The 23,264-nt window shown below is 71.9% G+C and carries 25 protein-coding genes; 7 read left to right on the forward strand and 18 right to left on the reverse strand.

All coding sequences use genetic code 11. The features are described 5' to 3' along the window. The first annotated feature begins 15 nt into the window (after positions 1-15). A complete protein-coding gene (locus LZP97_RS08945; RefSeq protein WP_010595271.1) occupies positions 16-510 on the forward strand; it encodes a MarR family winged helix-turn-helix transcriptional regulator in 495 nt (164 codons plus the stop codon). Positions 511-543: 33 nt separating this feature from the next. On the opposite strand, the gene pepN is transcribed toward LZP97_RS08945, so the two are convergent. The 13 genes from pepN to hisD all read right to left on the reverse strand — a co-directional run bounded on the left by pepN (position 544) and on the right by hisD (position 11,794). Then, entirely contained in the window at positions 544-3,033 is a 2,490-nt protein-coding gene (gene pepN / locus LZP97_RS08950) for an aminopeptidase N (RefSeq protein ID WP_017681431.1), read from the reverse strand. Positions 3,034-3,098: 65 nt separating this feature from the next. Beyond that, positions 3,099-3,296, reverse strand: a complete 198-nt coding sequence (locus LZP97_RS08955) for a tautomerase family protein (protein ID WP_072786386.1) — start codon at positions 3,294-3,296, stop codon at positions 3,099-3,101. Positions 3,297-3,610: 314 nt separating this feature from the next. After that, the gene (gene hisI, locus LZP97_RS08960; RefSeq protein ID WP_010595268.1) at positions 3,611-3,958 is read right to left on the reverse strand and encodes a phosphoribosyl-AMP cyclohydrolase; all 348 of its coding nucleotides are present in this window, start codon (positions 3,956-3,958) and stop codon (positions 3,611-3,613) included. Next, a complete protein-coding gene (hisF, locus tag LZP97_RS08965; protein WP_010595267.1) occupies positions 3,955-4,728 on the reverse strand; it encodes an imidazole glycerol phosphate synthase subunit HisF in 774 nt (257 codons plus the stop codon). Before hisF ends, hisI begins: the two co-directional genes overlap by 4 nt. Beyond that, a complete protein-coding gene (locus LZP97_RS08970) occupies positions 4,725-5,552 on the reverse strand; it encodes an inositol monophosphatase family protein (protein ID WP_010595266.1) in 828 nt (275 codons plus the stop codon). Before LZP97_RS08970 ends, hisF begins: the two co-directional genes overlap by 4 nt. Positions 5,553-5,556: 4 nt before the next feature. Beyond that, positions 5,557-6,291, reverse strand: a complete 735-nt coding sequence (priA, locus tag LZP97_RS08975) for a bifunctional 1-(5-phosphoribosyl)-5-((5-phosphoribosylamino)methylideneamino)imidazole-4-carboxamide isomerase/phosphoribosylanthranilate isomerase PriA (protein WP_003935804.1) — start codon at positions 6,289-6,291, stop codon at positions 5,557-5,559. A 50-nt stretch (positions 6,292-6,341) separates the two neighbouring features. Further along, a complete protein-coding gene (locus LZP97_RS08980) occupies positions 6,342-6,686 on the reverse strand; it encodes a hypothetical protein (protein WP_234575107.1) in 345 nt (114 codons plus the stop codon). 65 nt (positions 6,687-6,751) lie between these two features. Beyond that, positions 6,752-7,387 (reverse strand): imidazole glycerol phosphate synthase subunit HisH, encoded by a 636-nt coding sequence (gene hisH / locus LZP97_RS08985; protein WP_010595265.1) that lies wholly within the window; start codon positions 7,385-7,387, stop codon positions 6,752-6,754. 10 nt (positions 7,388-7,397) lie between these two features. Then, positions 7,398-8,537: an MFS transporter gene (locus LZP97_RS08990; RefSeq protein WP_010595264.1), complete on the reverse strand. Its 1,140-nt coding sequence runs from the start codon at positions 8,535-8,537 to the stop codon at positions 7,398-7,400. Between the two features lie 29 nt (positions 8,538-8,566). Continuing rightward, positions 8,567-8,722, reverse strand: coding sequence for a hypothetical protein (locus LZP97_RS08995; protein ID WP_017681426.1), 156 nt, complete (start codon positions 8,720-8,722; stop codon positions 8,567-8,569). Beyond that, positions 8,722-9,354, reverse strand: a complete 633-nt coding sequence (gene hisB / locus LZP97_RS09000; RefSeq protein WP_048771035.1) for an imidazoleglycerol-phosphate dehydratase HisB — start codon at positions 9,352-9,354, stop codon at positions 8,722-8,724. Before hisB ends, LZP97_RS08995 begins: the two co-directional genes overlap by 1 nt. Continuing rightward, on the reverse strand, positions 9,351-10,475 hold the full coding sequence (locus LZP97_RS09005) for a histidinol-phosphate transaminase (protein WP_048771033.1): 1,125 nt from the start codon (positions 10,473-10,475) through the stop codon (positions 9,351-9,353). The genes hisB and LZP97_RS09005 overlap by 4 nt, the downstream gene beginning before the upstream one ends. After that, positions 10,472-11,794 (reverse strand): histidinol dehydrogenase, encoded by a 1,323-nt coding sequence (gene hisD / locus LZP97_RS09010; RefSeq protein ID WP_048771031.1) that lies wholly within the window; start codon positions 11,792-11,794, stop codon positions 10,472-10,474. The genes LZP97_RS09005 and hisD overlap by 4 nt, the downstream gene beginning before the upstream one ends. Before the next feature lie 130 nt (positions 11,795-11,924). Here hisD and LZP97_RS09015 point away from each other — a divergent pair, with 130 nt between their 5' ends. The 6 genes from LZP97_RS09015 (at position 11,925) to LZP97_RS09040 (ending at position 17,808) form a co-directional block, all read left to right on the forward strand. Then, positions 11,925-12,308: a helix-turn-helix domain-containing protein gene (locus tag LZP97_RS09015; protein WP_010595260.1), complete on the forward strand. Its 384-nt coding sequence runs from the start codon at positions 11,925-11,927 to the stop codon at positions 12,306-12,308. A gap of 175 nt (positions 12,309-12,483) precedes the next feature. Further along, positions 12,484-14,172 carry a PHA/PHB synthase family protein gene (locus tag LZP97_RS09020; RefSeq protein ID WP_017681423.1) on the forward strand — a complete coding sequence of 563 codons (1,689 nt, stop codon included), beginning with the start codon at positions 12,484-12,486 and terminating at the stop codon, positions 14,170-14,172. A gap of 84 nt (positions 14,173-14,256) precedes the next feature. Further along, positions 14,257-14,673 (forward strand): hypothetical protein, encoded by a 417-nt coding sequence (locus LZP97_RS09025; RefSeq protein WP_010595257.1) that lies wholly within the window; start codon positions 14,257-14,259, stop codon positions 14,671-14,673. A 77-nt stretch (positions 14,674-14,750) separates the two neighbouring features. Then, positions 14,751-15,875 (forward strand): DUF3141 domain-containing protein, encoded by a 1,125-nt coding sequence (locus LZP97_RS09030; protein WP_048771028.1) that lies wholly within the window; start codon positions 14,751-14,753, stop codon positions 15,873-15,875. Beyond that, positions 15,872-17,143 (forward strand): family 1 glycosylhydrolase, encoded by a 1,272-nt coding sequence (locus tag LZP97_RS09035; protein ID WP_048771026.1) that lies wholly within the window; start codon positions 15,872-15,874, stop codon positions 17,141-17,143. Before LZP97_RS09030 ends, LZP97_RS09035 begins: the two co-directional genes overlap by 4 nt. Before the next feature lie 29 nt (positions 17,144-17,172). After that, positions 17,173-17,808 carry a LysE family transporter gene (locus LZP97_RS09040; protein ID WP_040272571.1) on the forward strand — a complete coding sequence of 212 codons (636 nt, stop codon included), beginning with the start codon at positions 17,173-17,175 and terminating at the stop codon, positions 17,806-17,808. 7 nt (positions 17,809-17,815) lie between these two features. Here LZP97_RS09040 and LZP97_RS09045 read toward each other — a convergent pair whose 3' ends face one another. The 5 genes from LZP97_RS09045 to nadA form a co-directional block, all read right to left on the reverse strand. Continuing rightward, on the reverse strand, positions 17,816-18,112 hold the full coding sequence (locus LZP97_RS09045) for a DUF2470 domain-containing protein (RefSeq protein ID WP_010595253.1): 297 nt from the start codon (positions 18,110-18,112) through the stop codon (positions 17,816-17,818). Positions 18,113-18,122: 10 nt separating this feature from the next. Continuing rightward, a complete protein-coding gene (locus LZP97_RS09050; protein WP_048771024.1) occupies positions 18,123-19,532 on the reverse strand; it encodes a WS/DGAT/MGAT family O-acyltransferase in 1,410 nt (469 codons plus the stop codon). 159 nt (positions 19,533-19,691) lie between these two features. Further along, the gene (gene nadC, locus LZP97_RS09055) at positions 19,692-20,561 is read right to left on the reverse strand and encodes a carboxylating nicotinate-nucleotide diphosphorylase (protein WP_048771021.1); all 870 of its coding nucleotides are present in this window, start codon (positions 20,559-20,561) and stop codon (positions 19,692-19,694) included. After that, a complete protein-coding gene (locus LZP97_RS09060) occupies positions 20,562-22,160 on the reverse strand; it encodes an L-aspartate oxidase (RefSeq protein WP_048771147.1) in 1,599 nt (532 codons plus the stop codon). It abuts the gene before it with no gap. A gap of 2 nt (positions 22,161-22,162) precedes the next feature. After that, on the reverse strand, positions 22,163-23,197 hold the full coding sequence (nadA, locus tag LZP97_RS09065; RefSeq protein WP_048771020.1) for a quinolinate synthase NadA: 1,035 nt from the start codon (positions 23,195-23,197) through the stop codon (positions 22,163-22,165). Between the last annotated feature and the right edge of the window lie 67 nt (positions 23,198-23,264).

A 23,264-nucleotide genomic window follows, 5' to 3' on the forward strand; every position in this document is an offset into this window, starting at 1 on the left:
AAGGACGGTGCACCAGTGGGCTCCGCGCAGATCGACGACACCGAGTGGCTGACCGCATCCCAGCAGCGGGCCTGGCGGAAACTGGTGGCACTGATCACCCGGTTGCCGGCCGCGCTCGACACGCAGCTGCAGCGGGACTCGGCGCTCACCCACTTCGACTACTCGGTCCTCGCCGAGCTGTCCGAGGCGCCCGGCCGGCGGCTGCGCCTGTCCGAGCTGGCGCAGCTGTCCAACGCGTCGCTCTCGCGGCTGTCCCACGTGGTGACCAAGCTGGAGAACGCCGGGTGGGTGCGCCGGCAGAGCGTGCCCGGCACGCGCGGCTCGTACGCGGTGCTCACCGACGCCGGCATGACCAAGCTCGTCGAAGCGGCGCCCGGTCACGTCGCGACCGTCCAGGCCCTGGTGTTCCGGGGCCTCGACGACGAACAGGTCGCCGCGCTCACCGAGCTCGGCACCGCACTGCTCGGGCAGCTCGACCGGGGCATCGCCGCCGGGACCGGCAAGGCCTGACTCCGACGACCGCCCGTCCGGCGGGACCTCCGCTCAGCCGAGCGCCTGGGCCCGCAGGTCGCGGGCCAGGTGGTCGCGCTGCTCGACCACCAGGCGCCGCAATGCCGCCGGGGCGTCGGCGTGCGCGTCGAGCCACCGGTCGCTCGGCTCGAGGGTGTCCCCGGCCGGGAACAACCCGACGACGATCCGGCGCGCCATCTCGATACTGCGCTCGGACCACACCGTGCGGATCGCGGCGAAGTAGTCGTCGTCGAACGGGGCGATCAGTTCCCGGTGCGCCCCGGCCCGGAACCCGGCGATGGTCGCGTCGAGGTGCTCGTTCGACAGCGCCGTGTCGGTGAGGATCGCGGTCCACGCCTGTTCCTTGACCGCGGCGAGTGGTCGCGCGGCCAGGGCGCGCAGCCGAGCGGTCCGTCCGGAACCGGTGTCGTCGCGGGCGAGTTCCCCGTCGAGATCGGCGGGTTCCGCGTGCCCGGTGGCCGCCAGGGCGGTCCACAGCTGCCAGCGCAGATCCGGATCCGACCGCAGCCCCTGCGGTGCCTTCCCGGTCCCGTCGAGCATCGCCCGTAGCTCCGCGGCGCGGGTGTCGTCGACGGTGGCGGCCGTCGCGACCGCGCGGGCCCAGGCGAGTTGCCCGTCCGACCCCGGCTCGGCGGTGAACGTCGCCGTCCAGGCCGCTTCCAGCCAGAGGCGGCGCTGCTCGGGCCGGCTCGTCATCGGTAGGTAGTGCTCGATCGCATAGGACGCGTTCGCCGTCAGCGCGGTCAGCAGGGCCGGATTCGATTCGGACACCGCGAACCTGCGGACCGCGGCCAGGTACCGCGCCGCGCTCAGCTCCCCGTCACGGGTGGCGTTCCACAGCGCCGACCAGATCAATCCCCGCGCCAGCGGGTCGGCGACGCGGTCGAGCGAATGCTCCACCGTCTCGAGCGAGCGTGGATCGAGCCGGACCTTGGCGTAGGTCAGGTCGGCGTCGTTGAGCAGGATCAGCGGCGCGGGCGCGCACTCGATCGGGGTGCGTTCGGCCTCGAGGTCGACCTCGACGCGGCGCCGGCAGACCAGGTCGCCGTGCTCGTCGAAGTCGTAGTGCCCGACGGCCAGCCGGTGGGGTCGCGCCGGCCGCTGGACGATCGCGGACCGCCCCTCCCCCGCGTCCTCGAGCGTCAGGGTCGACACACCGCTGGTCTGCAACCAGGCGCGCGCCCAGCCCGACAGGTCCCGCCCCGACGTCGCCGACAGCTCGGCGAGCAGATCCGCGAGAGTGGTGTTCCCGAAGGCGTGCCTGCGGAAGTAGCGCCGCGCGCCCTCGAAGAAGGCGTCCCGCCCGACGAAGGCGACGAGCTGCTTGAGGACGCTCGCGCCCTTCGCATACGTGATGCCGTCGAAGTTGAGTTTGGCGGCCTCGAGGTCGCCGATGTCGGCGACGATCGGGTGGGTCGTCGGCAACTGGTCCTGCAGGTAGGCCCATGCCTTGCGCCGGTTCGCGAAGGCGACCCACGCGTCGGTGAACTCGGTGGCCTCGGCGCTGACCAGCGCGCCCATGTAGTCGGCGAAGGACTCCTTGAGCCACAGGTCGTCCCACCACGTCATGGTGACGAGGTCGCCGAACCACATGTGGGCCATCTCGTGCAGGATCGTGTTCGCGCGGGCCTGGTACTGCGCGGTGGTGGCGGCGCCGCGGAACACGTACGCCTCGGTGAAGGTGACGCACCCCGGATTCTCCATCGCACCCAGGTTGTACTCGGGCACGAACACCTGGTCGTACTTGCCGAACGGGTAGGGATAGCCGAAATGGTCGGCGTAGAAGTCCATCCCCTGCCGGGTCACCGCGAAGACCGCGTCGGCGTCGAGGTACTGCGCCAGCGAGGCGCGGCACAACACGGCCAGGGGAACGGCGAGTTCGTCCCGGCCCCAAGAGGATTCGGCGCGGTGGTACGGTCCCGCCACGACGGCGGTGATGTAGGTGGAGATCGGCAGTGTCGGCGCGAACTTCACCGTCTGGGCGTCGCCGAGCGACTCTCGTTCGGCGACATGCTGATTGGACAGCACCTGCCAGCCCGCCGGGGCGGACACGACGAAGGTGAACGGCGCCTTCATGTCCGGCTGTTCGAAGCACGCGAACACGCGTCGCGCGTCCGCGGGTTCGTACTGCGTGTACAGGTAGGTCCGGCCGTCGGCGGGATCGAGGTACCGGTGCAGACCCTCGCCGGACCTGCTGTAGCTTGCGGTGGCGACGACGGTGACGACGTTGTGCGCGCGCAGGCCGCTCAGCCCGATGCGCGCGCCGTCGTACCGGACGGGCACCGCGGCGCCGTTGAGCACGACCGACTCCACGGCGGGGCCGAGGAAGTCGAGCCACGTCGCGTCCGCAGTCGCGGAGAACTCGACCGTCGTCGTGGTCGTGAAGCCGGGGTTCCCGGCGTCCGGGGCGCCGCGCAGGTCGAGCTCGACGTGGTAGCTGCGGACCGACACGGCCCGGGAACGCTCGGCGGTTTCGGCTCGGGTCAGGTTCGCGGACTCCATACGGCGATCCTGCCAGGATCCGCCGGCCGGGACCGTCGGCCGGCGCGCGTCGCGGGCGGTGCGCTCTACCCGAGCGGGACACCTCCGACTCCCCACTGCTCCCGCGGCACCTCGGTGATGGTCACCCACACCGACTTCGCATCCTTGCCCGTCGCCTCCGCGTAGGCCTTGGTCACCGCCTCGATGGTGGCGCGCTTCTGCTCGACGGTGAGACCGGGGGTCTGGCTGATCTGGATGAGAGGCATGGGTGCATTGTGCCGCACCGCCGGTCGACGAGGCGTAACGAAACAATCCGGTCGGTCGATTTCCCCTCGGACACCGTCCTCGTCATGCATCACCTCTCGGAAGGATCAGCACGGGATCGTCGGAACTGTTCACCGAGTTCGTCGGCTGGGCCGCGGAAGGCTTCCTCACGGGGGATCCGATCCGGTCGGCCATCGGCACCGTCGTGTTCCTCGGACTCGGCCTGTGGAGCCTGCTCACCGGCGCGCCGATCGTCATCTGACGGCCGCTCCGCGGCCGGTGTGTCCTTTGGGCTGCTGGAGCAGCCCAAAGGACACACCGGCGCCGGAGGCGCCTATTCGGCGGCGAGCAGGACGTCCGCGTCGAAGCACGTGTGGGTGCCGGTGTGGCACGCGGCCCCGACCTGGTCGACGACGAGCAACACCGTGTCGCCGTCGCAGTCGAGCCGCACCTCGTGCACGTGCTGGGTGTGGCCGGAGGTCTCGCCCTTGACCCAGTACTGTCCGCGTGAACGCGAGAAGTACGTCGCCGTGCGGGTCTCGAGGGTCCGCGCGAGCGCCTCGTCGTCCATCCAGGCCATCATCAGCACCTCGCCGGTGGCGCGTTCCTGCGCGACGGCGGCGAACAGCCCCGCCTCGTTGCGCTTGAGCCGCGCCGCGATCGCCGGATCCAGCCTGTTCATCGCACCTCGATCCCCTCTGCGCGCATCGCCGCCTTCACCTGCGGGATGGTGAGCTCCCCGAAATGGAACACGCTGGCCGCGAGCACCGCGTCGGCGCCGGCGTGCACGGCCGGCGCGAAGTGCTCCACCGCTCCGGCGCCGCCGCTGGCGATCACCGGCACGTGGACCGCGGCGCGCACCGCCTGGATCATCGGCAGGTCGAATCCGGACTTGGTGCCGTCGGCGTCCATCGAGTTCAGCAGGATCTCCCCCACCCCGAGTTCCGCGCCGCGGCGGGCCCATTCGACGGCGTCGATGCCGGTGCCCCGACGACCGCCGTGCGTGGTGACCTCCCAGCCCGACGGGGTGTCGTCCTCGCCGTCGGGCACGGTGCGGGCGTCGACGGACAGCACGATGCACTGCGAGCCGAACCGCTCGGACATCTCGCGCAGCACCTCGGGGCGGGCGATGGCAGCGGTGTTGATGCTGACCTTGTCCGCGCCGGCCCGCAGCAGCCGATCCACGTCCTCGACGGTGCGCACACCGCCGCCCACCGTCAACGGGATGAACACCTGTTCGGCCGTGCGGCTGACCACGTCGAGCATGGTGCCGCGATCGCCGCTGGACGCGGTGACGTCGAGGAAGGTCAACTCGTCCGCGCCCTGCAGGTCGTACGCAGCGGCGAGCTCGACGGGATCACCGGCGTCGCGCAGGTTCTCGAAGTTCACCCCCTTGACGACGCGGCCGGCGTCGACGTCCAGACACGGGATCACCCGCACTGCCAGGGTCATGTAATTCGGTCCTCCTCGGGGACGGGACCGGCGAGCGATCCCACGATGTCGAGTATCTCCTCGTGCACACCCGGCGCTCCGGCGACCACCGAACCGGATCCGATGCGCCAGGGCTCGCCGGCGAAGTCGGTGGCGCGGCCACCGGCTGCCCGGACCAGAGCGACACCGGCGGCGTTGTCCCACGGGTGGTGCCCGAAGACGACGGCCGCGCCGAGCACGCCGGCCGCCGTGTACGCCAGGTCCACTCCGGTCGAACCGTGCATGCGCAGGCGGGAGACCCGGCGGCTGAGCTCGGTGATGACATCGAGACGGCGTCGGCCCGGGATGCGCCCGCGGCTGTCGATGTCGAAGCTGCCCACACCGACCATCACCTCCCCGAGAGCCGCCGGCTGCAGCGGCGGCTGGGGACGGCCGTTGCGCAGCAGCGGCCCGCCGGCGGTGGCCGCGAACCGGTCTCCGACGAACGGCAACCAGGTCAGTCCGAGGACCGGGTCGCCGTCCCGGACGAGCGCGAGCAGGATCCCCGCCGTGGGGAGCCCGGCCGAGTAGTTGACGGTGCCGTCGATGGGGTCGAGCAGCCATACCGTGCCCGAATCGGCTTCGGGACCGCCGAACTCCTCACCGTGCACGGAGATGCCGGTGCGCCGCTCGAGTTCGGAGGAGATGCTCCGTTCGAGCTCGAGGTCGAGGTCGGTGGCGAAGTCGTTGGGGCCCTTGTCCACCGAGCGCGGCGCCCCGCGACCGGCGACGAAACGTTCCGACGCGACGTCGAGCACCTCGCCGGCGACGGCGAGCAGGCTGGACAGGTCGGCGGGCGTGGTCATCGGATCAGCGCGAGACCGCGTCGAGTGCCTCGGTGAGCGTGAACCGACCGGCGTACAGCGCCTTGCCGACGATGGCACCCTCGACGCCCCGGTCGACGAGACCGGCGATCGCCCGCAGGTCGTCGAGGGCGGACACGCCGCCGGAGGCGACGACGGGAGCGTCGGTGGCGGCGCAGACCTGGGCGAGCAGATCGAGGTTGGGGCCGGTGAGGGTGCCGTCCTTGGTGACGTCGGTGACGACGTACCGGCTACAACCGTCGCGGTCGAGCCGCGCGAGGACCTCCCACAGGTCGCCGCCGTCGGAGACCCAGCCGCGGCCGCGCAGACGCCACTGTCCGTCGATGAGCTTGACGTCGAGTCCGACGGCAATGCGGTCGCCGTACTCGGCGATGGCGCGGGCGCACCAGTCGGGATCCTCGATGGCGGCGGTGCCGAGGTTGACACGGGCGCACCCGGTGGCCAGCGCCGCTTCGAGGGACTCGTCGTCGCGGATACCGCCCGACAGTTCGACCTTCACATCGAGCTCGCCGACGACGTCGGCGAGGAGCTCGCGGTTGGAGCCACGCCCGAAGGCGGCGTCGAGATCGACGAGGTGCACCCATTCGGCGCCGGCGTTCTGCCATTCGAGGGCGGCATCGCGCGGAGAGCCGTAGCTGGTCTCGCTGCCCGCCTCTCCCTGGACGAGGCGAACTGCTTCACCGTTGGCGACATCGACTGCAGGCAAAAGGACCAGGCTCACTGCGCCCATGCTAGCGGGTCGCGGCGGCCGCCGAGCACCGGCCCCGACGGTCAAACGTCCCCGTCGCGGCGCGGCACATCGTTACCGTCGCGGCGCGGCACATCGTTACCGTCGCGGCGCGGCACATCGTTACCGTCGCGGCGCGGCACATCGTCCCCGTCGCGGCGCGGCACATCGTCCCCGTCGCGGCGCGGCACATCGTTACCGTCGCGGCGCGGCACATCGTTACCGTCGCGGCCGAAGGCGCGGCGCGTCATCCGTGTCGAGACGACGCCCATCGCGCCGATCGCGCCGGCCACGCCGGCGAGGGCGACGATCAACGCGACGACGGGCCCCGGTTGCAGCACCACGATCACGACGGTGGCGAGCAGGAGCACGCCCGTGGCGGCACCCATCGCGGTCAGGGCCAGCCGGCCGAGTGAGAAGCCCGGCCGGGCCGGGTCGTCGCCCGCGCCGCGGTTCACAAACTGCCGACCCAGTTGCGCAGCAGTTCGGCCCCGGCGTCACCGGACTTCTCGGGATGGAACTGCGTCGCCGACAGCGGGCCGTTCTCGACCGCGGCGAGGAACCGCACGCCGTGCTCGGCCCAGGTCAGTGCGGGCGGAGCGATGAGCTCCGACGGCGGCAGCTCCCACGTCTGCGCGGCGTAGGAGTGCACGAAGTAGAACCGGGTGTCGGGGTCCATGCCCGCGAACAGCACGCTGTTGTCGGGGGCGTCGACGGTGTTCCACCCCATGTGCGGCAATACCGGCGCATCGAGGCGTTCGACGGTGCCGGGCCATTCGCCGCAGCCGTCGGTCTCGACCCCGAATTCCACACCCTTGTCGAAGAGGATCTGCATGCCGACGCAGATGCCGAGCACGGGACGGCCGCCGGCGAGCCGCTGGCCGATGATGCGGTCCCCGCGCACCGCCTTCAGTCCCGCCATGCACGCCGCGAACGCGCCGACACCGGGCACGACCAGGCCGTCGGCGGCGAGCGCGACCTGCGGGTCGGCGGTCACCTCCACCTGCACGCCGGTGCGCGCCACCGCGCGCGTCGCCGAATGCAGATTGCCGGAGCCGTAGTCGAGGACGGCGACCTTGGTTGCGCTCATGGCCTCGATTCTATGGGGCCGCGCCGCGCCGCTCCGACGGCCCGGCGATCCGCGCGAGCAGCGGCAGGAGCGGCACGAGCAGCGCGACGGTGGCGAAGGCGGCGGGATAGCCTGCGACGGTGGCGATCCCGCCGAGCAGCAGGGATCCGGCCCCGGTGCCCGCGTCGAAGCCGATGTTCCAGGCGGCGCTCGCGGCGCCGATGTGGGCGGGTCCGGCGCGACGGAACGCCAGCATCAGCGCGTCGTTCTGGACGATCCCGAAACCGAGACCGAATACCACGGCCGCACCGAGCAGTACCGCCGCGCCACCGCGCTCGTCCGCGGCGAGCGCGAACGGCACCATCGCCACGGCGACCAGACCGAGCCCGGCCGGCAGGAGCCGGCCCGCACCGATCCGGTCCGCGACCGCGCCGGCACCGTAGCGGCCGACGAGGGTGGACGCGCTGATCAGCGCCAACGCGACCGCCACGTACCCGGAGGCCGCGGGTACGGCGATCGCCAGCAGCGAGGTGAGGCCACCGTAGGCGACAGCGCCGGCGGCGATCGCCACCGCCGGCAGGGCCAGTGCGCCGAGCGGCATGCGGCTTCCGGCCGCGCCGGGGCGGCGGGCGACCACTCGCGGCAGGCGCGCTATCGCGACGAGCGCGAACGTGGGCACCGCTGCGCCGAGCACGAACACGGGCACGGTGGAGGCCCGCTCGGCGACGGCCAGGCCGAGCGGCAGGCCGACCATCTGCGCCGCGGCGATGGCGATGCCCTGTGCCCCGGTGGCGCGACCGAGCAGCCGGGCGGGGGCGAGTTCGGCCACGAGCGCGGCGCTGGCCACGGTGATCATGCCGAAGCCGATGCCGCGCACCGCGGAGGTCGGCAGCACCACGGCCGGATGCAGTGACAGCAGGAGCAGCAGCGACGGCACGCCGAGGAGCAGGCATCCGGCGGCGAGCACGGTGCGGTAGCCGCGGGCCCGGACCAGGCGCGGGACGGCCGGCTGGGTGAGCACGGTCGCGGCCATGAACACTGCCGTCACCGCGCCGGCGAGGGTGCCGCTGCCGCCGGCGTCGGCGACGGCCTGCGGCACCACGGGCAGCAGCAGGGAGAAGCCGGCGAACGCGCCCGCCGCCATCGCCCAGGCGGCGGGCAGGCCCGGCACCCCGATCAGGCCGGGCCGATCCGAGGGGGTCAGAGCAGCCTCAGCACGCCGGCGATCGCGGCAAGCAGGGTCAGCGCCAGCAGCACTCCGGCGAAGAGGTTGTTCCCGGCCCGCCACATCGACCAGGTGCCGCCTGCGGCGAGGCCGGCCACCATGAACAGGCCGTAGGTCAGGACGACGTCCACTACAGGGTGCCCTTGGTCGACGGCACGCCGCTGACCCGGGGATCCGGCTCGACGGCCTGGCGCAACGCTCGCGCGACGGCCTTGAATTCGGCCTCGGTGATGTGGTGCTGGTCGCGGCCGTAGAGCACGCGGACGTGCAGGGCGATGCGGGCGTGGAAGGCCAGGGACTCGAACACGTGCTTGTTGATCACGGTCGAGTACGGCACGCCGGGGTAACCGCCGATCACCGAGTGCACCATGTAGTCCGGTTCGCCGGTGTGCACGCAGTAGGGACGGCCGGAGACGTCCACCGCCGCGTGCGCGAGGGTCTCGTCCATCGGGATGAAGGCGTCCCCGAAGCGGCGGATGCCGCGCTTGTCCCCGAGCGCCTTGTTCAGCGCCTGGCCGAGGACTATGGCGGTGTCCTCGACGGTGTGGTGCGCCTCGATCTCGATGTCGCCCTGCGCGCGCACGGTCAGGTCGAAGCTGGCGTGCTGACCGAGTGCGGTGAGCATGTGGTCGTAGAACGGGACACCGGTGGCGATGTCGGTGCGGCCGGTGCCGTCGAGGTTCAGCTCGACGACGATGGACGACTCCTTGGTGGTCCGTTCGATCCGCGCGGTGCGCGGGGTGGGGGTGGTCTGCTCGCTCATCGCGCGTCCTCGATCTCGGTGGCGGCGAGCTTTTCGCTCACCCGTAGCAGTTCGTCGTTCTCGTGGGGCAGGCCGACGGTGGTGCGCAGGAACCCGGGGATGCCGACGTCCCGGATCAGCACTCCCTCGTCGAGGTAGCGGCGCCAGGTGGCGGCGGCGTCGGCGAAGCGGCCGAACAGGACGAAATTCGCATCCGAAGGCACCACGTGGTAGCCGAATCGGATCAGCTCGGTCACGATGCGGTCGCGTTCGGCGCACAGCCGCGCGACCGAGCCGAGAGTCTCGTCGGCGTGGCGCAGCGCGGCGCGGGCGGCGGCCTGGGTGAGCACCGACAGGTGGTAGGGCAGCCGCACGAGCAGCAGCGCTTCGACGACGGCGGGCGCGGCGGCGAGGTAGCCGAGCCGGCCACCGGCGAACGCGAACGCCTTGCTCATGGTGCGCGAGACGATCACCTTGGCCGGGTACTCGTCGATCAGGGCGAGCGCGCTGGGGGCGGCGGAGAACTCGGCGTAGGCCTCGTCGACGATCACGATGCCGGGGGCGGCCGCGCAGATCGCGCGCAGCTCGTCCAGCGGGATGCTGTGTCCGGTCGGGTTGTTGGGGCTGGTGACGAAGACCACGTCGGGGCGCTGCACCCGGATGGCGGCGACCGACGAGTCGACGTCGAGGGTGAAGTCCTCGCCCCGGTACGTGGGCAACCACTCGGTCTGGGTGCCGTCGGCGATGATCGGGTGCATCGAGTAGGACGGCACGAACCCCATCGCGGAGCGGCCCGGGCCGCCGAAGGCCTGCAGGATCTGCTGCAGGATCTCGTTGGATCCGTTGGCGGCCCAGACGTTCTCGACGCTCACGGCGACCCCGGTCTGCCGCGTGAGGTAGGCGGCCAGGTCGGTGCGCAGCGCGACGGCGTCACGGTCGGGGTAGCGGTGCAGCTGCGCGGCAGCCTCGCGCACCGACTCGGCGACGTCGTCGATCAGCGCCGGCGTCGGCGGGTGCGGGTTCTCGTTGGTGTTCAGCTGCACCGGCACCGTCAGCTGCGGCGCACCGTAGGCGGACTTGCCGCGCAGGTTCTCCCGCAGTGGCAGGTCGTCGACGGTGATACCGGATCCCGGCGTGCTCACTGCTGGTCCTCGAAGCGCAGCCGTACCGCCTCGCCGTGGGCGGGCAGGTCCTCGGCGGTGGCGAGGGTGATCACGTGCCCCGCGACGTCCTCGAGCGCCTCCCGGGTGTACTCGACGACGTGGATGCCCCGCAGGAACGTCTGCACGCTCAGGCCGGACTGGTGCCGGGCGCAGCCGGCGGTGGGCAGCACGTGGTTCGAGCCGGCGCAGTAGTCGCCGAGGCTGACCGGCGCCCAGGGACCGACGAAGATCGCGCCCGCAGCCCGCACCCGCGCCGCGACCGCGGACGCGTTCTCGGTCTGGATCTCGAGGTGTTCGGCGGCGTAGGCGTTCACGACCTGCAGACCCTGGTCGACGTCGTCGACGAGGACGATCCCGGACTGGCTGCCCGACAACGCGGTCCGTACGCGTTCGCGGTGCTTGGTGCGCTCGAGTTGGGCGTCGACGGCGGCGTCGACGGCGTCGACGAGGTCGGCGCTGGTGGTGACGAGCACCGACGCCGCCATGACGTCGTGCTCGGCCTGGCTGATCATGTCGGCGGCGACGTGCACCGGGTCGGCGGTGTGGTCGGCCAGGATGGCGATCTCGGTGGGGCCGGCCTCGGCGTCGATGCCGACCACGGCGCGGCACAGGCGCTTGGCGGCGGTGACGTAGATGTTGCCCGGGCCGGTGATCATGTCCACGGGCGCCAGTTCGGCACCCTCGGTGTCGGTGCCGCCGTAGCTGAGCAGCGCCACGGCCTGGGCCCCGCCGACGGCCCACACCTCGTCGACGTCGAGCAGGGCGGCAGCGGCGAGGATCGTCGGGTGCGGCAGGCCCCCGAAGTTCGCCTGCGGCGGGGAGGCGACGACGAGCGACTCGACACCGGCGGCTTGGGCGGGCACGACGTTCATCACGACCGACGAGGGGTAGACGGCGTTGCCGCCGGGCACGTACAGCCCCACCCGTTCGACCGGCACCCAGCGTTCGGTGACGGTGCCGCCGGGCACGACCTCGGTGACGGTGTCGGTCCGGCGCTGGTCCTGGTGCACCGTGCGGGTGCGTTCGATCGCCACGACCAGCGCCGAACGCACGGCGGGATCGAGTTCGTCGAGCGCCCGGTCGAGTTCGACCCTCGGGACCCGCACGCGGTCGGGACGGACCCCGTCGAACTTCTCGCTGTAGTCGAGGGCCGCGACGGCGCCTCGGTCGCGTACGTCCTCGACGACGGGCCGCACCTGATGCAGCACCGCGTCCACATCCACTCCGCCGCGGGGCAGCGCGCCCCTCAGCTCCGCAGTGGTGGGGGTTCGACCGCGCAGGTCGGTGCGGGCAAGCATGAGGTGTCCTCTCTCGCGAACGGGGGTCCGTTCCATTATCCGTGATGGCGGCGATCACCCTCGACGGCAGTCCCCGAACGCGCCGTCGGCGCGCTCCGGAGCGAGGGGCAGCCGGACCTATGCTGACCCCATGGAGGACGATGCGTCGCGCCCCCCGACGTTGGGGGAGCTGATCCGCCGGCAACGTGAGCTCGCCGAGTTGCCCATGCGGCAGCTGGCCGCGATGGTGGGGATCTCGAACCCGTACCTGTCGCAGATCGAACGGAACCTGCGCGCACCGAGCGAGCGCGTGCTGCAGGCGATCGCCGAGCAGCTGCATCTGTCGGCCGACGCGCTGACGGCGGAGGTGGGCCGGCCGGACCCGGGCGAGTCGGCGGTGGTCCGCGCGATCCACGAGGATCCGGACCTGACCAACGCGCAGCGCCGGTCGCTGGTGGAGATGTACGAGGCGTTCCGGGAGGTGACGGTGGGTAAGCGTCGTCGTGGCGCGCGCCCCGACGACGGCACAGAGTGAGGAAGTTCACATCGCACCCGCCAATGTGAGCCTTCCTCATGTTTCGGCTGGTGAGGGGCCCGTCCCGGACCATGCCCGGGACGTGCAGCTCGCATGTACCTCGCGGTAAGATGCGCGGCTCGGCACGCGGTGTCACCCTCGGGACACACCCCTCTTCCTCGTCTGGAGATGTCCCTTGCTCGACCACGTGCACAAGAAGTTGAAGTCGACCCTGGACCCGATCGGCTGGGGTCCCGCAGTGACGTCGGTGGCCGGACGCGCGGTCCGCAACCCTCAGGCCGTCACCGCCGCGACGGCGGAGTACGCGGGCCGGCTGGCGAAGATCCCGGCCGCGGCCACCCGCGTGTTCAACGCGAACGATCCCGACGCACCGATGCCGGTCGACCCGCGGGACCGCCGCTTCTCCGACACCGCGTGGCAGGAGAACCCCGCGTACTTCTCGCTCCTGCAGAGCTACCTGGCCACGCGGGCCTACGTCGAGGAACTCACCGAGGCCGGCTCCGGCGATCCGCTGCAGGACGGTAAGGCACGCCAGTTCGCGAACCTGATGTTCGACGCGTTGGCGCCGTCGAACTTCCTGTGGAATCCCGGTGTGCTCACCCGCGCCTTCGAGACCGGCGGGGCGAGCCTGCTGCGCGGCGCCCGCTACGCCGCGCACGACATCCTCAACCGCGGCGGCCTGCCGTTGAAGGTGGATTCGGACGCGTTCACCGTCGGCGAGAACCTCGCGGCCACACCCGGCAAGGTGGTCTTCCGCAACGACCTGATCGAGCTGATCCAGTACGCGCCGCAGACCGAGCAGGTGCACGCGGTGCCGATCCTGGCCGCACCGCCCTGGATCAACAAGTACTACATCCTCGACCTCGCGCCCGGCCGGAGCCTCGCCGAATGGGCGGTCCAGCACGGCCGAACCGTGTTCATGATCTCGTACCGGAACCCGGACGAGTCGATGCGGCACATCACGATGGACGACTACTACGTCGACGGCATCGCCACTGCGCTGGACGTGGTCGAGGAGATCACCGGCTCGCCGAAGATCGAGGTGCTCTCCATCTGCCTCGGCGGCGCGATGGCCGCGATGGCCGCCGCGCGCGCGTTCGCCGTCGGCGACAAGCGCGTGAGCGCCTTCACGATGCTCAACACGCTGCTCGACTACAGCCAGGTCGGGGAACTGGGTCTGCTGACCGACCCGGCGACGCTGGACCTCGTCGAGTTCCGGATGCGGCAGCAGGGCTTCCTGTCCGGCAAGGAGATGGCCGGCAGCTTCGACATGATCCGCGCGAAGGACCTCGTCTTCAACTACTGGGTCTCGCGGTGGATGAAGGGCGAGAAGCCGGCGGCCTTCGACATCCTCGCGTGGAACGAGGACAGCACGAGCATGCCCGCGGAGATGCACTCGCACTACCTCCGGTCGCTCTACGGCCGCAACGAGCTCGCCGAGGGCCTCTACGTGCTCGACGGCCAGCCGCTGAACCTGCACGACATCGCGTGTGACACCTATGTCGTCGGCGCGATCAACGACCACATCGTGCCCTGGACGTCGTCGTACCAGGCGGTGAACCTGCTCGGGGGCGACGTGCGCTACGTGCTCACCAACGGCGGGCACGTCGCCGGTGCGGTGAACCCCCCGGGCAAGCGGGTGTGGTTCAAGGCCGTCGGCGCGCCGGACGCCGAGTCCGGCACCCCCCTGCCCGCGGATCCGCAGGTCTGGGACGAGGCCGCCACCCGCTACGAGCACTCGTGGTGGGAGGACTGGACGGCGTGGTCGAACAAGCGCGCCGGGGAACTGGTGGCGCCGCCGGCCATGGGGAGTACCGCCCATCCCCCGCTCGAGGATGCTCCGGGTACGTACGTCTTCAGCTGAGGACTTGCCCGTTAGCAATCATCCTGCTAACCTGCTAACAGCGTCCTCCGAGGCGCTGTCGCACACTCGAACGGAAGGAACGCCATGACCACCGCCAAGACCCCGGTCGACGCCGCCGTCGCCAAGACCACCGCCGACGCCGCCAAGGCCAACGAGGCCGCTGCCAAGGCCACCGCGGACGCCACCGCCGCCGCTCAGAAGATCGCCGAGTCGGCCACCGCCGCCGCCAACCAGGCCACCGCCGAGTTCACCAAGGCCCTCGACGACAGCGCCGCCCGCCTGAGCGAGTTCAACGACAAGGTCGTCGACGCCGCCAAGCAGAGCGGCAACCTGACCGTCGACACCTACGAGCGCGCCGTGTCGAGCCTGCTCGACCTGCAGGAGAAGCTCGCCTCCGCCAGCCCCGTCGGCTGGGTCGAGGACCTCACCAAGGCGCAGGTCTCCTTCGCCCGGGAGCTGACCGCCACGGTCACCACCACCGCCCGCGATCTCCTCAAGTGATCGATTGTGCGTCTTTTCCGTCGCGATCGCGACGGAGAAGCCGTACCACCACGCCGGGCGCCGGTTCAATGAACCCCATGGATGCCCTGCAGACCGTCGCGATCGCCGCCGCCCCGTTCCGTCTCGGGGCGGCGGCGATCGCCGGTTGGAGCAGCTACCTGGCCACCCTGGCCCGGCGCGGCGCGCATCCACTCGACGTCGCGACCGACATCGCCGACTGGTGGCGGGCGCTCACCGACCGCGAACCACCGCACTGGGCGCATCCGTGGCCCGTCGCACACTCCTGGCCGCTCGCCCGGCTGCGTGACTGCAGCGACCCCGACGCCCCGGAACCGGAAGCCGTACCCACCCTGCTGCTGCCGCCGCAGTCCGGGTCGCACTCGTGCATCGTCGATCTCTCCTCCGACCGCAGTCAGGTCCAGGCCCTGCGCGGCGGCGGGCTGACACGGCTGTACTGCCTGGACTGGGCCCCCGCCGGTCCGGCCACCGACAGCGCCTCCCTCGACGACCATCTCGCCGTCCTCGCCGAGGCCGTCGACCTGCTCGGCGGTCGGGTCAACCTGATCGGCGGCAGCCAGGGCGGCTGGCTCGCGGCGATGCACACCGCCCTGCACCCGCAGACCGTGCACAGCCTCACCGTCGCGGGGGCGCCGATCGACTTCCACGCCGACCGTCCCGCTGCCGTCGCCTTCGACCACCTGCCCCGCGCGGTGTCCACGTCCGTGCTGAACCTGTGGTACGACACCGGCCGGCTGTTCGGGGTGCTGCCCACCGACCCGGTGAGCGAGATCGAGCGCAGCCTCGAACTGCTGGGTCTGCTCGACGACCCCGAGACCCTCGCCCAGGCGATCGAGGAACGCCGGTGGTTCCTCTGGCGGCAGGAGATCCCTGCGGCGTTCCGGACGTGGATCCTCGAGCACCTGTTCATCGGCAACGACCTCGTCGCCGGCGCCGTCACCACCGCTGCCGGCACGGTGGACCTGACCGCCGTCGAGTGCCCCGTGCACATCGTCCTCGGTCGACAGGACCTCGTGGTGCCACCGGGACAGGTCCTCGCCCTCGCCGACCAGGTGCGCACCCCCGCGGGTGACATCACGGTGCACGAGGTCGATGCCGGGCACCTCGGGTTGTTCGTCGGCCGGCGCGCCCTCGCCGACCTGTGGCCACGGCTCGCTGCCCGGATCGCCGCGCACTCCCGATGAGGATCTCCGCCACCGCAGTCCGGGCGGCCGCGGTCGCGGTGGCCTCGAGGGCCGCGGTGGCGGTGGTACTGGCCGTCGTCGCAACCCCCGCCGCGGCGGCGCCGGCGGCGCCCGCCCACGCCCCGGCCGACGGGTTCCTGTGGGGCGTGTCGAGTTCGGGCTTCCAGTCCGAAGGCTCACCGCCGGACAGCAACTGGACCCGATACGCCGCGGCGGGCCACACCCGCGAACCTGTCGGCACGTCGGTGGATTTCCGGCACCGCTACCGGGAGGACATCGCCGCCGCCGCAGGCCTCGGGGTGGACGTGTTCCGGTTCTCGGTCGAGTGGTCCCGCATCCAACCCACCCCACACGACTGGGACGAGACCGAACTGCGCTACTACGACGACGTGGTCGCGGCGGTGCGCGGGCACGGCATGATCCCGATGATCACCCTCGACCACTGGGTGTACCCCGGCTGGATCGCCGACCGCGGCGGCTGGCGCGATCCCGCCACGATCGAGGCGTGGCTCGCCAACGCCGAGCGGGTCGTCGCCCGGTACGCCGGGCAGGGGGTGATGTGGGTGACGATCAACGAACCGACCATCTACGTCCAGAAGGAACTCGCCTTCGGCGGGCTCACCGCCGGCGACGTCCCGCGCATGTTCGACGCCCTGGTCGTCGCGCACCGCGCCGTCTATGCCCGGATCCACGAACTGGATCCGGGGGCGCGCGTGACGTCGAACACCGCATACATACCCGGCGTCCAGACCGGACTCGACACGCTGTTCGTCGACCGGGTCCGCGACACCCTCGACTTCCTCGGCCTGGACTACTACTACGGCGCCACGGTGGACAACCCGAGCGCGATCCACGCGCTCACCGACGACTTCGCCTCGATCGTTCCGCATCCCGACGGGATGTACGAAGCGCTGATGCACTACACCCACCGTTACCCCGGGCTGCCGCTGTACGTCGTGGAGAACGGAATGCCCACCGCCGACGGGGCGCCCCGCGCCGACGGCTGGACCCGGGCGCGACACCTGCGTGAGCACGTCGACCGGGTGCGCCGAGCCGCGGCCGACGGCGCCCCCGTCTTCGGATACAACTACTGGTCGATCACCGACAACTACGAGTGGGGAAGCTACACACCACGTTTCGGCCTCTACACCGTCGACGTGCGCACCGATCCGGATCTGATGCGCCGCCCGACCGACGGGGTCGCCGCCTACCGGGCCGTCACCGGCGAGCCCTGGCCGGTGCCGGTGCCGGCACCGGTGCCGAGATGACCCGCCCGGCCCGGTCGTAGCATGGCGGGATGACCTGGCAGACCTGGGTGGCCCTGCTCGGCGCGTCCTGGATGATCAGCCTCTCCCCCGGCGCCGGCGCCATCGCATCGATGTCCTCGGGCCTCGCCCACGGGTTGCGGCGCGGCTGGTGGAACATCGTCGGACTGCAACTCGGCCTGCTGCTGCAGATCGTCGTGGTCGCCGCCGGCGTCGGCGCGATCCTCGCCGGATCCGCCGCCGCCTTCACGGTGATCAAGTGGTTCGGCGTCGCCTACCTCGTCTATCTGGGAGTGCGCCAGTGGCGCACGCGGCCCACCGAGGTCACCCCCGACGCGGCGCCGGGTCTCGGCTCGGCACCGGTCCTGGTGGCCCGCGGCTTCCTGATCAACGCGAGCAACCCGAAGGCTGTGGTGTTCATGCTGGCCGTACTGCCGCAGTTCCTCGATCCCGGGGCTCCGCTGCTGCAGCAGTACCTGATCATCGCGGCGACCATGGTGACCGTCGACATGATCGTCATGACCGGATACACGGGTCTGGCGGCACGGGTGCTGACGCTGATGCGCTCGCCACACCAGCAGCGCCTCACCGGCCGGGTGTTCTCCGGGCTGTTCTTCGCTGCCGCCGCGTTCCTCGCCACCGTGCGCCGCACGGCCACCGCGGCCTAGCGTCCGGTCAGTGCTGTCGCGGCGGCACGCCGAGCCGCTCGCACGCGGCGTGATACAGGGCGACGACCGCGGTACGGATCCCCGCCCGGTCGGCGACGGGTTCGAGCCACGGCACCCGCACCGTCGTCTCGGTGCCGCCCACCTCGGCGACCCACTCGCCGAACTCGGTGTGCACGCCGGTCATGCGCGCGACGTCTGCCGTGGGTTCGGCGAACGCACGGACCACCAGCAGGTTGTCGTCGGCGTGGTCGTCGTTCATGTGCCGGGTCACGGCCGCGACGACGGCGGGCTCGAAGGAAGTCACGCCGGCGAGCCTAGCCCGACCGATCGTGGCCGGCGGCCGGCACCCCGAAGGCGCGTTCGAGTGCGGTGAGTTCGTCGTCGAGGTGCCCGAGGAGACGATCGAGCCGCGGGACGCTGCGGCTGCACGAGGTCAGACCGAAGGCGATCCGGTCGTCGGTGCTGGTGCAGGTGATGTTGAGGGCCTGCCCGTCGACCGGCACCGACAGCGGGTACAGGGCGTCGACGCGGGCACCGTTCCAGTACAGCGGCTCGGTCGGGCCGGGCACGTTGGAGACGATCACGTTGAACGGCGGGCGGACCACGGCCCGGTTGCCGGTGAGCACCCCCACCGCGAGCGGTGCCATGCCCAGGGCACTCACGGTGAGCAGCGCCGTCTGGGAGCGGCCCCGCAGGGACTGCTTGCCGTCGACCATCGCGTCCCTGACGGCGAGCAGGCGCGCCGCCGAGTCGTCGAGGTGGGTCGCCAGCGGGCACATCAGGACGCCGACGTCGTTGCCGCCCTCGGTGGTCTTCTCCCGCCGCAGCGAGACCGGCACCATCGCGACGAGCGAATCGTCGGGCAGGGCCTCGTGTTCGAGCAGATAGGCGCGCAGTGCTCCCGCGGACATCGCGAGAACGACATCGTTGACGGTGGCGCGGGCCGCCTCGGCGACGCGCCGCAGCCGCACCAGCGACCAGTCGTGCGCGGCGAAGCGGCGGCCACCGGCGATGGAGACGTTGAACATCGTGCGCGGCGCCGCGAGCGACATCGCGCCACCGCGGCCCCGCAGGGCCCGGTCCACGGTCCCGACCACGGCGGGCACCATCCCGACGGCCTCGTCGATCACGCCGCGCACGGCGCGCACCGTCACGCCCGGCAGGTCGAGCGCGGTCCCCACCGCGGAGTGCACCGGGTCCGGGGACGGGAAGGGCGACCAGGGCGCCGGCATGTCGGTGCGGTCCGGGTCGGCGCTCAGGGCCCGGTGCAGCAGCCGCATGGCACCGACCCCGTCGGCGAGGGCGTGGTGGATCTTCGTGTAGATCGCGTACCGGCCGTCGACGAGACCCTCGATCAGGTGCATCTCCCACAGCGGCCGGCTGCGGTCGAGCAGGGTGCTGTGCAGCCGGGACACCAGCGCGCGCAGTTCGGCGTTCCCGCCGGGCTGCGGCAGCGCGTCGCGCCGGACGTGGTACTCGAGATCGAAGTGCGGATCGTCCTCCCACGCCCACATCCCGAAGGTGGTGAGCGAGCGGACGGCTCGTCGGCGCCACAGGGACGCCACGTCGTCACGGGCGAGGGCCGCGTCGAACAAGGTGCGCAGGGTACGGGCGTCGCCGCCCGGCGGCGGCTGCAGCAGGATCAGTCCCCCGACATGCATGGGATGTTCGCGCGACTCGCCGAGCAGGAACATCGAGTCGGTCGGTGCCATCGGCAGACGCATGCGAACTCTCTCCGCTCCCCCGCCGGGGAACTCGTTCGTGGTGGGCCCCCTGTGACCCGCCGGACGCGCGCCGCCGCCGTGAGGTGCCTCACGGCGGCGGATACGTAGCCAGTTGTACGCGATCGGCGCGGCCGGCGCCACGCGCGGCTCGGCGTGGCGTCACATGTCGAGACCGAGGTCGAGGACGCTCACCGAATGGGTCAACGCGCCGACGGCGAGGTAGTCGACGCCGGTGCGGGCGTAGTCCGCGGCCACGTCGAGGGTCAGGCCCCCGGAGGACTCGAGGCGAGTCCGCGGCGCGTGGGTGTTACGCCGCTGCACCGCGATCTGCGTCTGCCACAGCGGGAAGTTGTCGAGCAGGATCAGCTCGACGTTCTCGGCGAGCACCTCGTCGAACTGCTCGAGGCTGTCGACCTCCACCTCGCACTCGAGGCCGGGGGCCTGGGCCCGCACGGCCCGCAGCGCCGCGACGACCGAACCGGCGGCGACGACGTGGTTGTCCTTGATCAGCGCGGCGTCGCCGAGACCCATCCGGTGGTTGACCCCACCACCGACCCGCACCGCGTACTTCTGCAGCGCGCGCAGGCCGGGCAGGGTCTTGCGGCTGTCGCGGATCTTCGCGTCGGTGCCGGCGACGGCGTCCACCCACCGAGCGGTGGCCGTGGCGATGCCGGACAGGTGACACATCAGGTTCAGCATGGTGCGCTCGGCGGTGAGCAGGCCCCGGGTGGGTGCCTGCACCGTCAGGACGGTCTCCCCCGCCTCGGCGCGGTGCCCGTCGACGGCACGGTCGAGCACCTCGTAGTTGCCGGCGCCGAGGACCTCGTCGAGCACCAGCAGACCGATGTCGATCCCGGCGACGGTGCCGGGGCTGCGCGGCACCACCGATGCCGTGGCCACGGCATCGGCGGGCACCGTGGCGTCGGTGGTCACATCCGGGCCGTAGCGCAGGTCCTCGTCGAGGGCGACGCGCACCAGCGCGAGCGTCTCGTCCCGATCGAGTCCGGCGGGCAGCTCGGTACTGGCCATTCAGTGCGCTCCTGTGAGTTGTGGTGTGTGCAGCGTGATCTCGCCGTCCGCATCGAGCCGCGTCTCGAGGCTGCGACGCTGGGCGGGGTCGGTGCCGGGATGGTCCGAACGGGTGTGGCATCCGCGGCTCTCGGTCCGGGCGCCGGCTGCGAGGGTCAGGGCCCGGGCCGCGACGGTGAGCGCGGCGTCCTCGAGTGCCGGCGCGTCGGCGCACCGGTCGGTCGGGGCGGCAGCGAGGTTCGCCCCGGCGACGGCGAGTCCGGTCGCATCGCGGACGACGGAGGCGTGCCGGGTCATCAGCTGCTGCAGCGCCGCCCGGGGTGCGCGGGGCCGCGCGGGCAGGTCGGCGTCGGCGGTCTCGACGCGCAGTCCACCGCGTTCCTCGGCCGCTGCCACGCCGGCGCGTTCGCCGACGACGAGGCCCTCGAGCAGGCTGTTGGAGGCGAGCCGGTTGCCCCCGTGCAGGCCGGTGCGGGCGACCTCGCCCGCCGCGTACAGCCCCGGAACGCCGGTGCGGCCGTACACGTCGGTGACGACCCCACCGCACGAGTAGTGCGCGGCCGGGGCGACGGGGATCAGGTCCCGAGCCGGGTCCAGGCCCACCTGCGCGAGGGAGGCCGTGACGGTCGGGAACCGCCGCGCGAATCCCTCCAGGTGCCGCGCATCGAGCAGGACGTGGTCGTCGCCGAGTTCGGCGAGCCGGGTGGCGATGGCACGGGAGACGACGTCGCGCGGTGCGAGGTCGCCGAGGGGATGCGCTCCGGCGGTGACCGAGCGGCCCGCGCTGTCCACGAGGCGTGCGCCCTCGCCGCGCACGGCCTCGCTGACGAGTGGGCGGCGGCCGACGGATCCGGCCGCGAACAGCACGGTCGGGTGGAACTGCACGAACTCGAGGTCGGCGACGGCGGCGCCGGCGTCCAGCGCCAGCGCGATCCCGTCGGCGGTGGCGCCGGCCGGGTTTGTGCTGCACGCGTACAGCTGCCCGAGACCGCCGGTGGCCAGCAGCACGGCCGGGGCGTGGACGACACCGAGGCCCCGGCCGTCGAGGACGAGCAGCCCGGTGACTCCACCGTCGTCGGTGAGGACGCGGGCGGCGGTGGCCCCGAAGAGCACCGGCAGGCCGGCAGCGCCCAGGGCACGCTGGATCTCGGCGCCGGTGGCGTCGCCGCCGGCGTGGATGATGCGCCGGGTGCTGTGCCCGCCCTCGCGGGTGCGGGCGATGCCGCCGTCGCGGCCGCGGTCGAACACGGCGCCGAGGTCGGTGAGCGCGGCGACGGCATCCTGGCCGCCGGAGACGATGGACCGCACGGCCGCCTCGTCGCACAGACCGGCACCGGCGGCGCACGTGTCGGCGACGTGGGCGTCCACGGAATCCGCCGGGCCCGGGGCGACGACGGCGATGCCGCCCTGCGCGTACTGGGTGGCGGTGTCGGTGGGGCCGCCCTTGCTGACGGTCAGTACCCGCAGTCCGCGCCGGGACGCGGCGCGGGCGGCGGTGAGGCCGGCCACGCCGCCCCCGACCACCACGAGGTCGGCGCGGGCCTCCCAGCGGATCGTGTCCTGCCGCTCCGCTCGGGCCGCGCCGACACCGGAGGACATGATCACTCCCCGCCGCCGGGGTTGCCGATGGCGATCATCCGCTGCACCGACTGCCGCGCCCGCTCGGCGACGGCCGGGTCGACGTGGACCTCGTCCTTGCCCTCCTGCAGGCAGCGCAGCAACGCGGCCGGGGTGATCATCTTCATGTAGGGGCAGGACGCGCGGTCGTTGACGGCCTGGAAGTCGACTCCGGGTGCGGCCTTGCGCAGCTGGTGCAGCATGCCCACCTCGGTGGCGACGAGAACCTGCTTCGCGCCGGTGGCGCGGGCCGCGTCGAGCATGCCGCCGGTCGACAGGATCTTGACCTTGTCGTCGGCGACGAAGCCCTCGCCCGCGAGGTACAGCGCGGACGTCGCGCAGCCGCACTCGGGGTGGACGAACAGCTCGGCGTCGGGGTGCGCCTTGGACTTGGCGGCGAGTTCGTCGCCGTTGATCCCGGCGTGCACGTGGCATTCGCCCGCCCAGATGTGCATGTTCTGCCGGCCGGTCACGCGCTTGACGTGGGCGCCGAGGAATTGGTCGGGCAGGAAGAGCACCTCGCGGTCGGGGTCGATGGAGGCGACGACGTCGACCGCGTTCGAGGAGGTGCAGCAGATGTCGGTCAGGCCCTTGACCTCGGCGGTGGTGTTGACGTACGACACGACGACCGCGTCGGGATGATCGGCCTTCCATTCGCGCAACTGCTCGGCGGTGATCGAGTCCGCGAGCGAGCAGCCGGCCCGCTCGTCGGGGATGAGGACCGTCTTGGTGGGACTGAGGATCTTCGCGGTCTCGGCCATGAAGTGCACGCCGCAGAAGACGATGGTGTCCTCCTCGGCCTCGGCGGCGATGCGCGAGAGGGCGAGGGAGTCGCCGACGTGGTCGGCAACGTCCTGGATGGCGGGCAGCTGGTAGTTGTGCGCCAGCAACGTGGCGTTGCGCTCACGCGCCAGTCGCCGGACCTCCTGGGCCCATTCCGGGGTCGCCTCGACGCCCGTGTAACCGGCGGGTCCGTCCTGGATCGGGGTCTGTGCGCCCGCCCACGTCGTAGTGGTCATGGCCTGCTCCTTCGCCGTGCACCGGGCGGGCTGTGCCCGGATTTCCGTATTCGGTGGTTTTCGACTT

Origin of the sequence: Rhodococcus sp. DMF-1 (assembly GCF_021441945.1) — a bacterium.
Taxonomy (GTDB): Bacteria; Actinomycetota; Actinomycetes; order Mycobacteriales; family Mycobacteriaceae; genus Rhodococcus; species Rhodococcus ruber.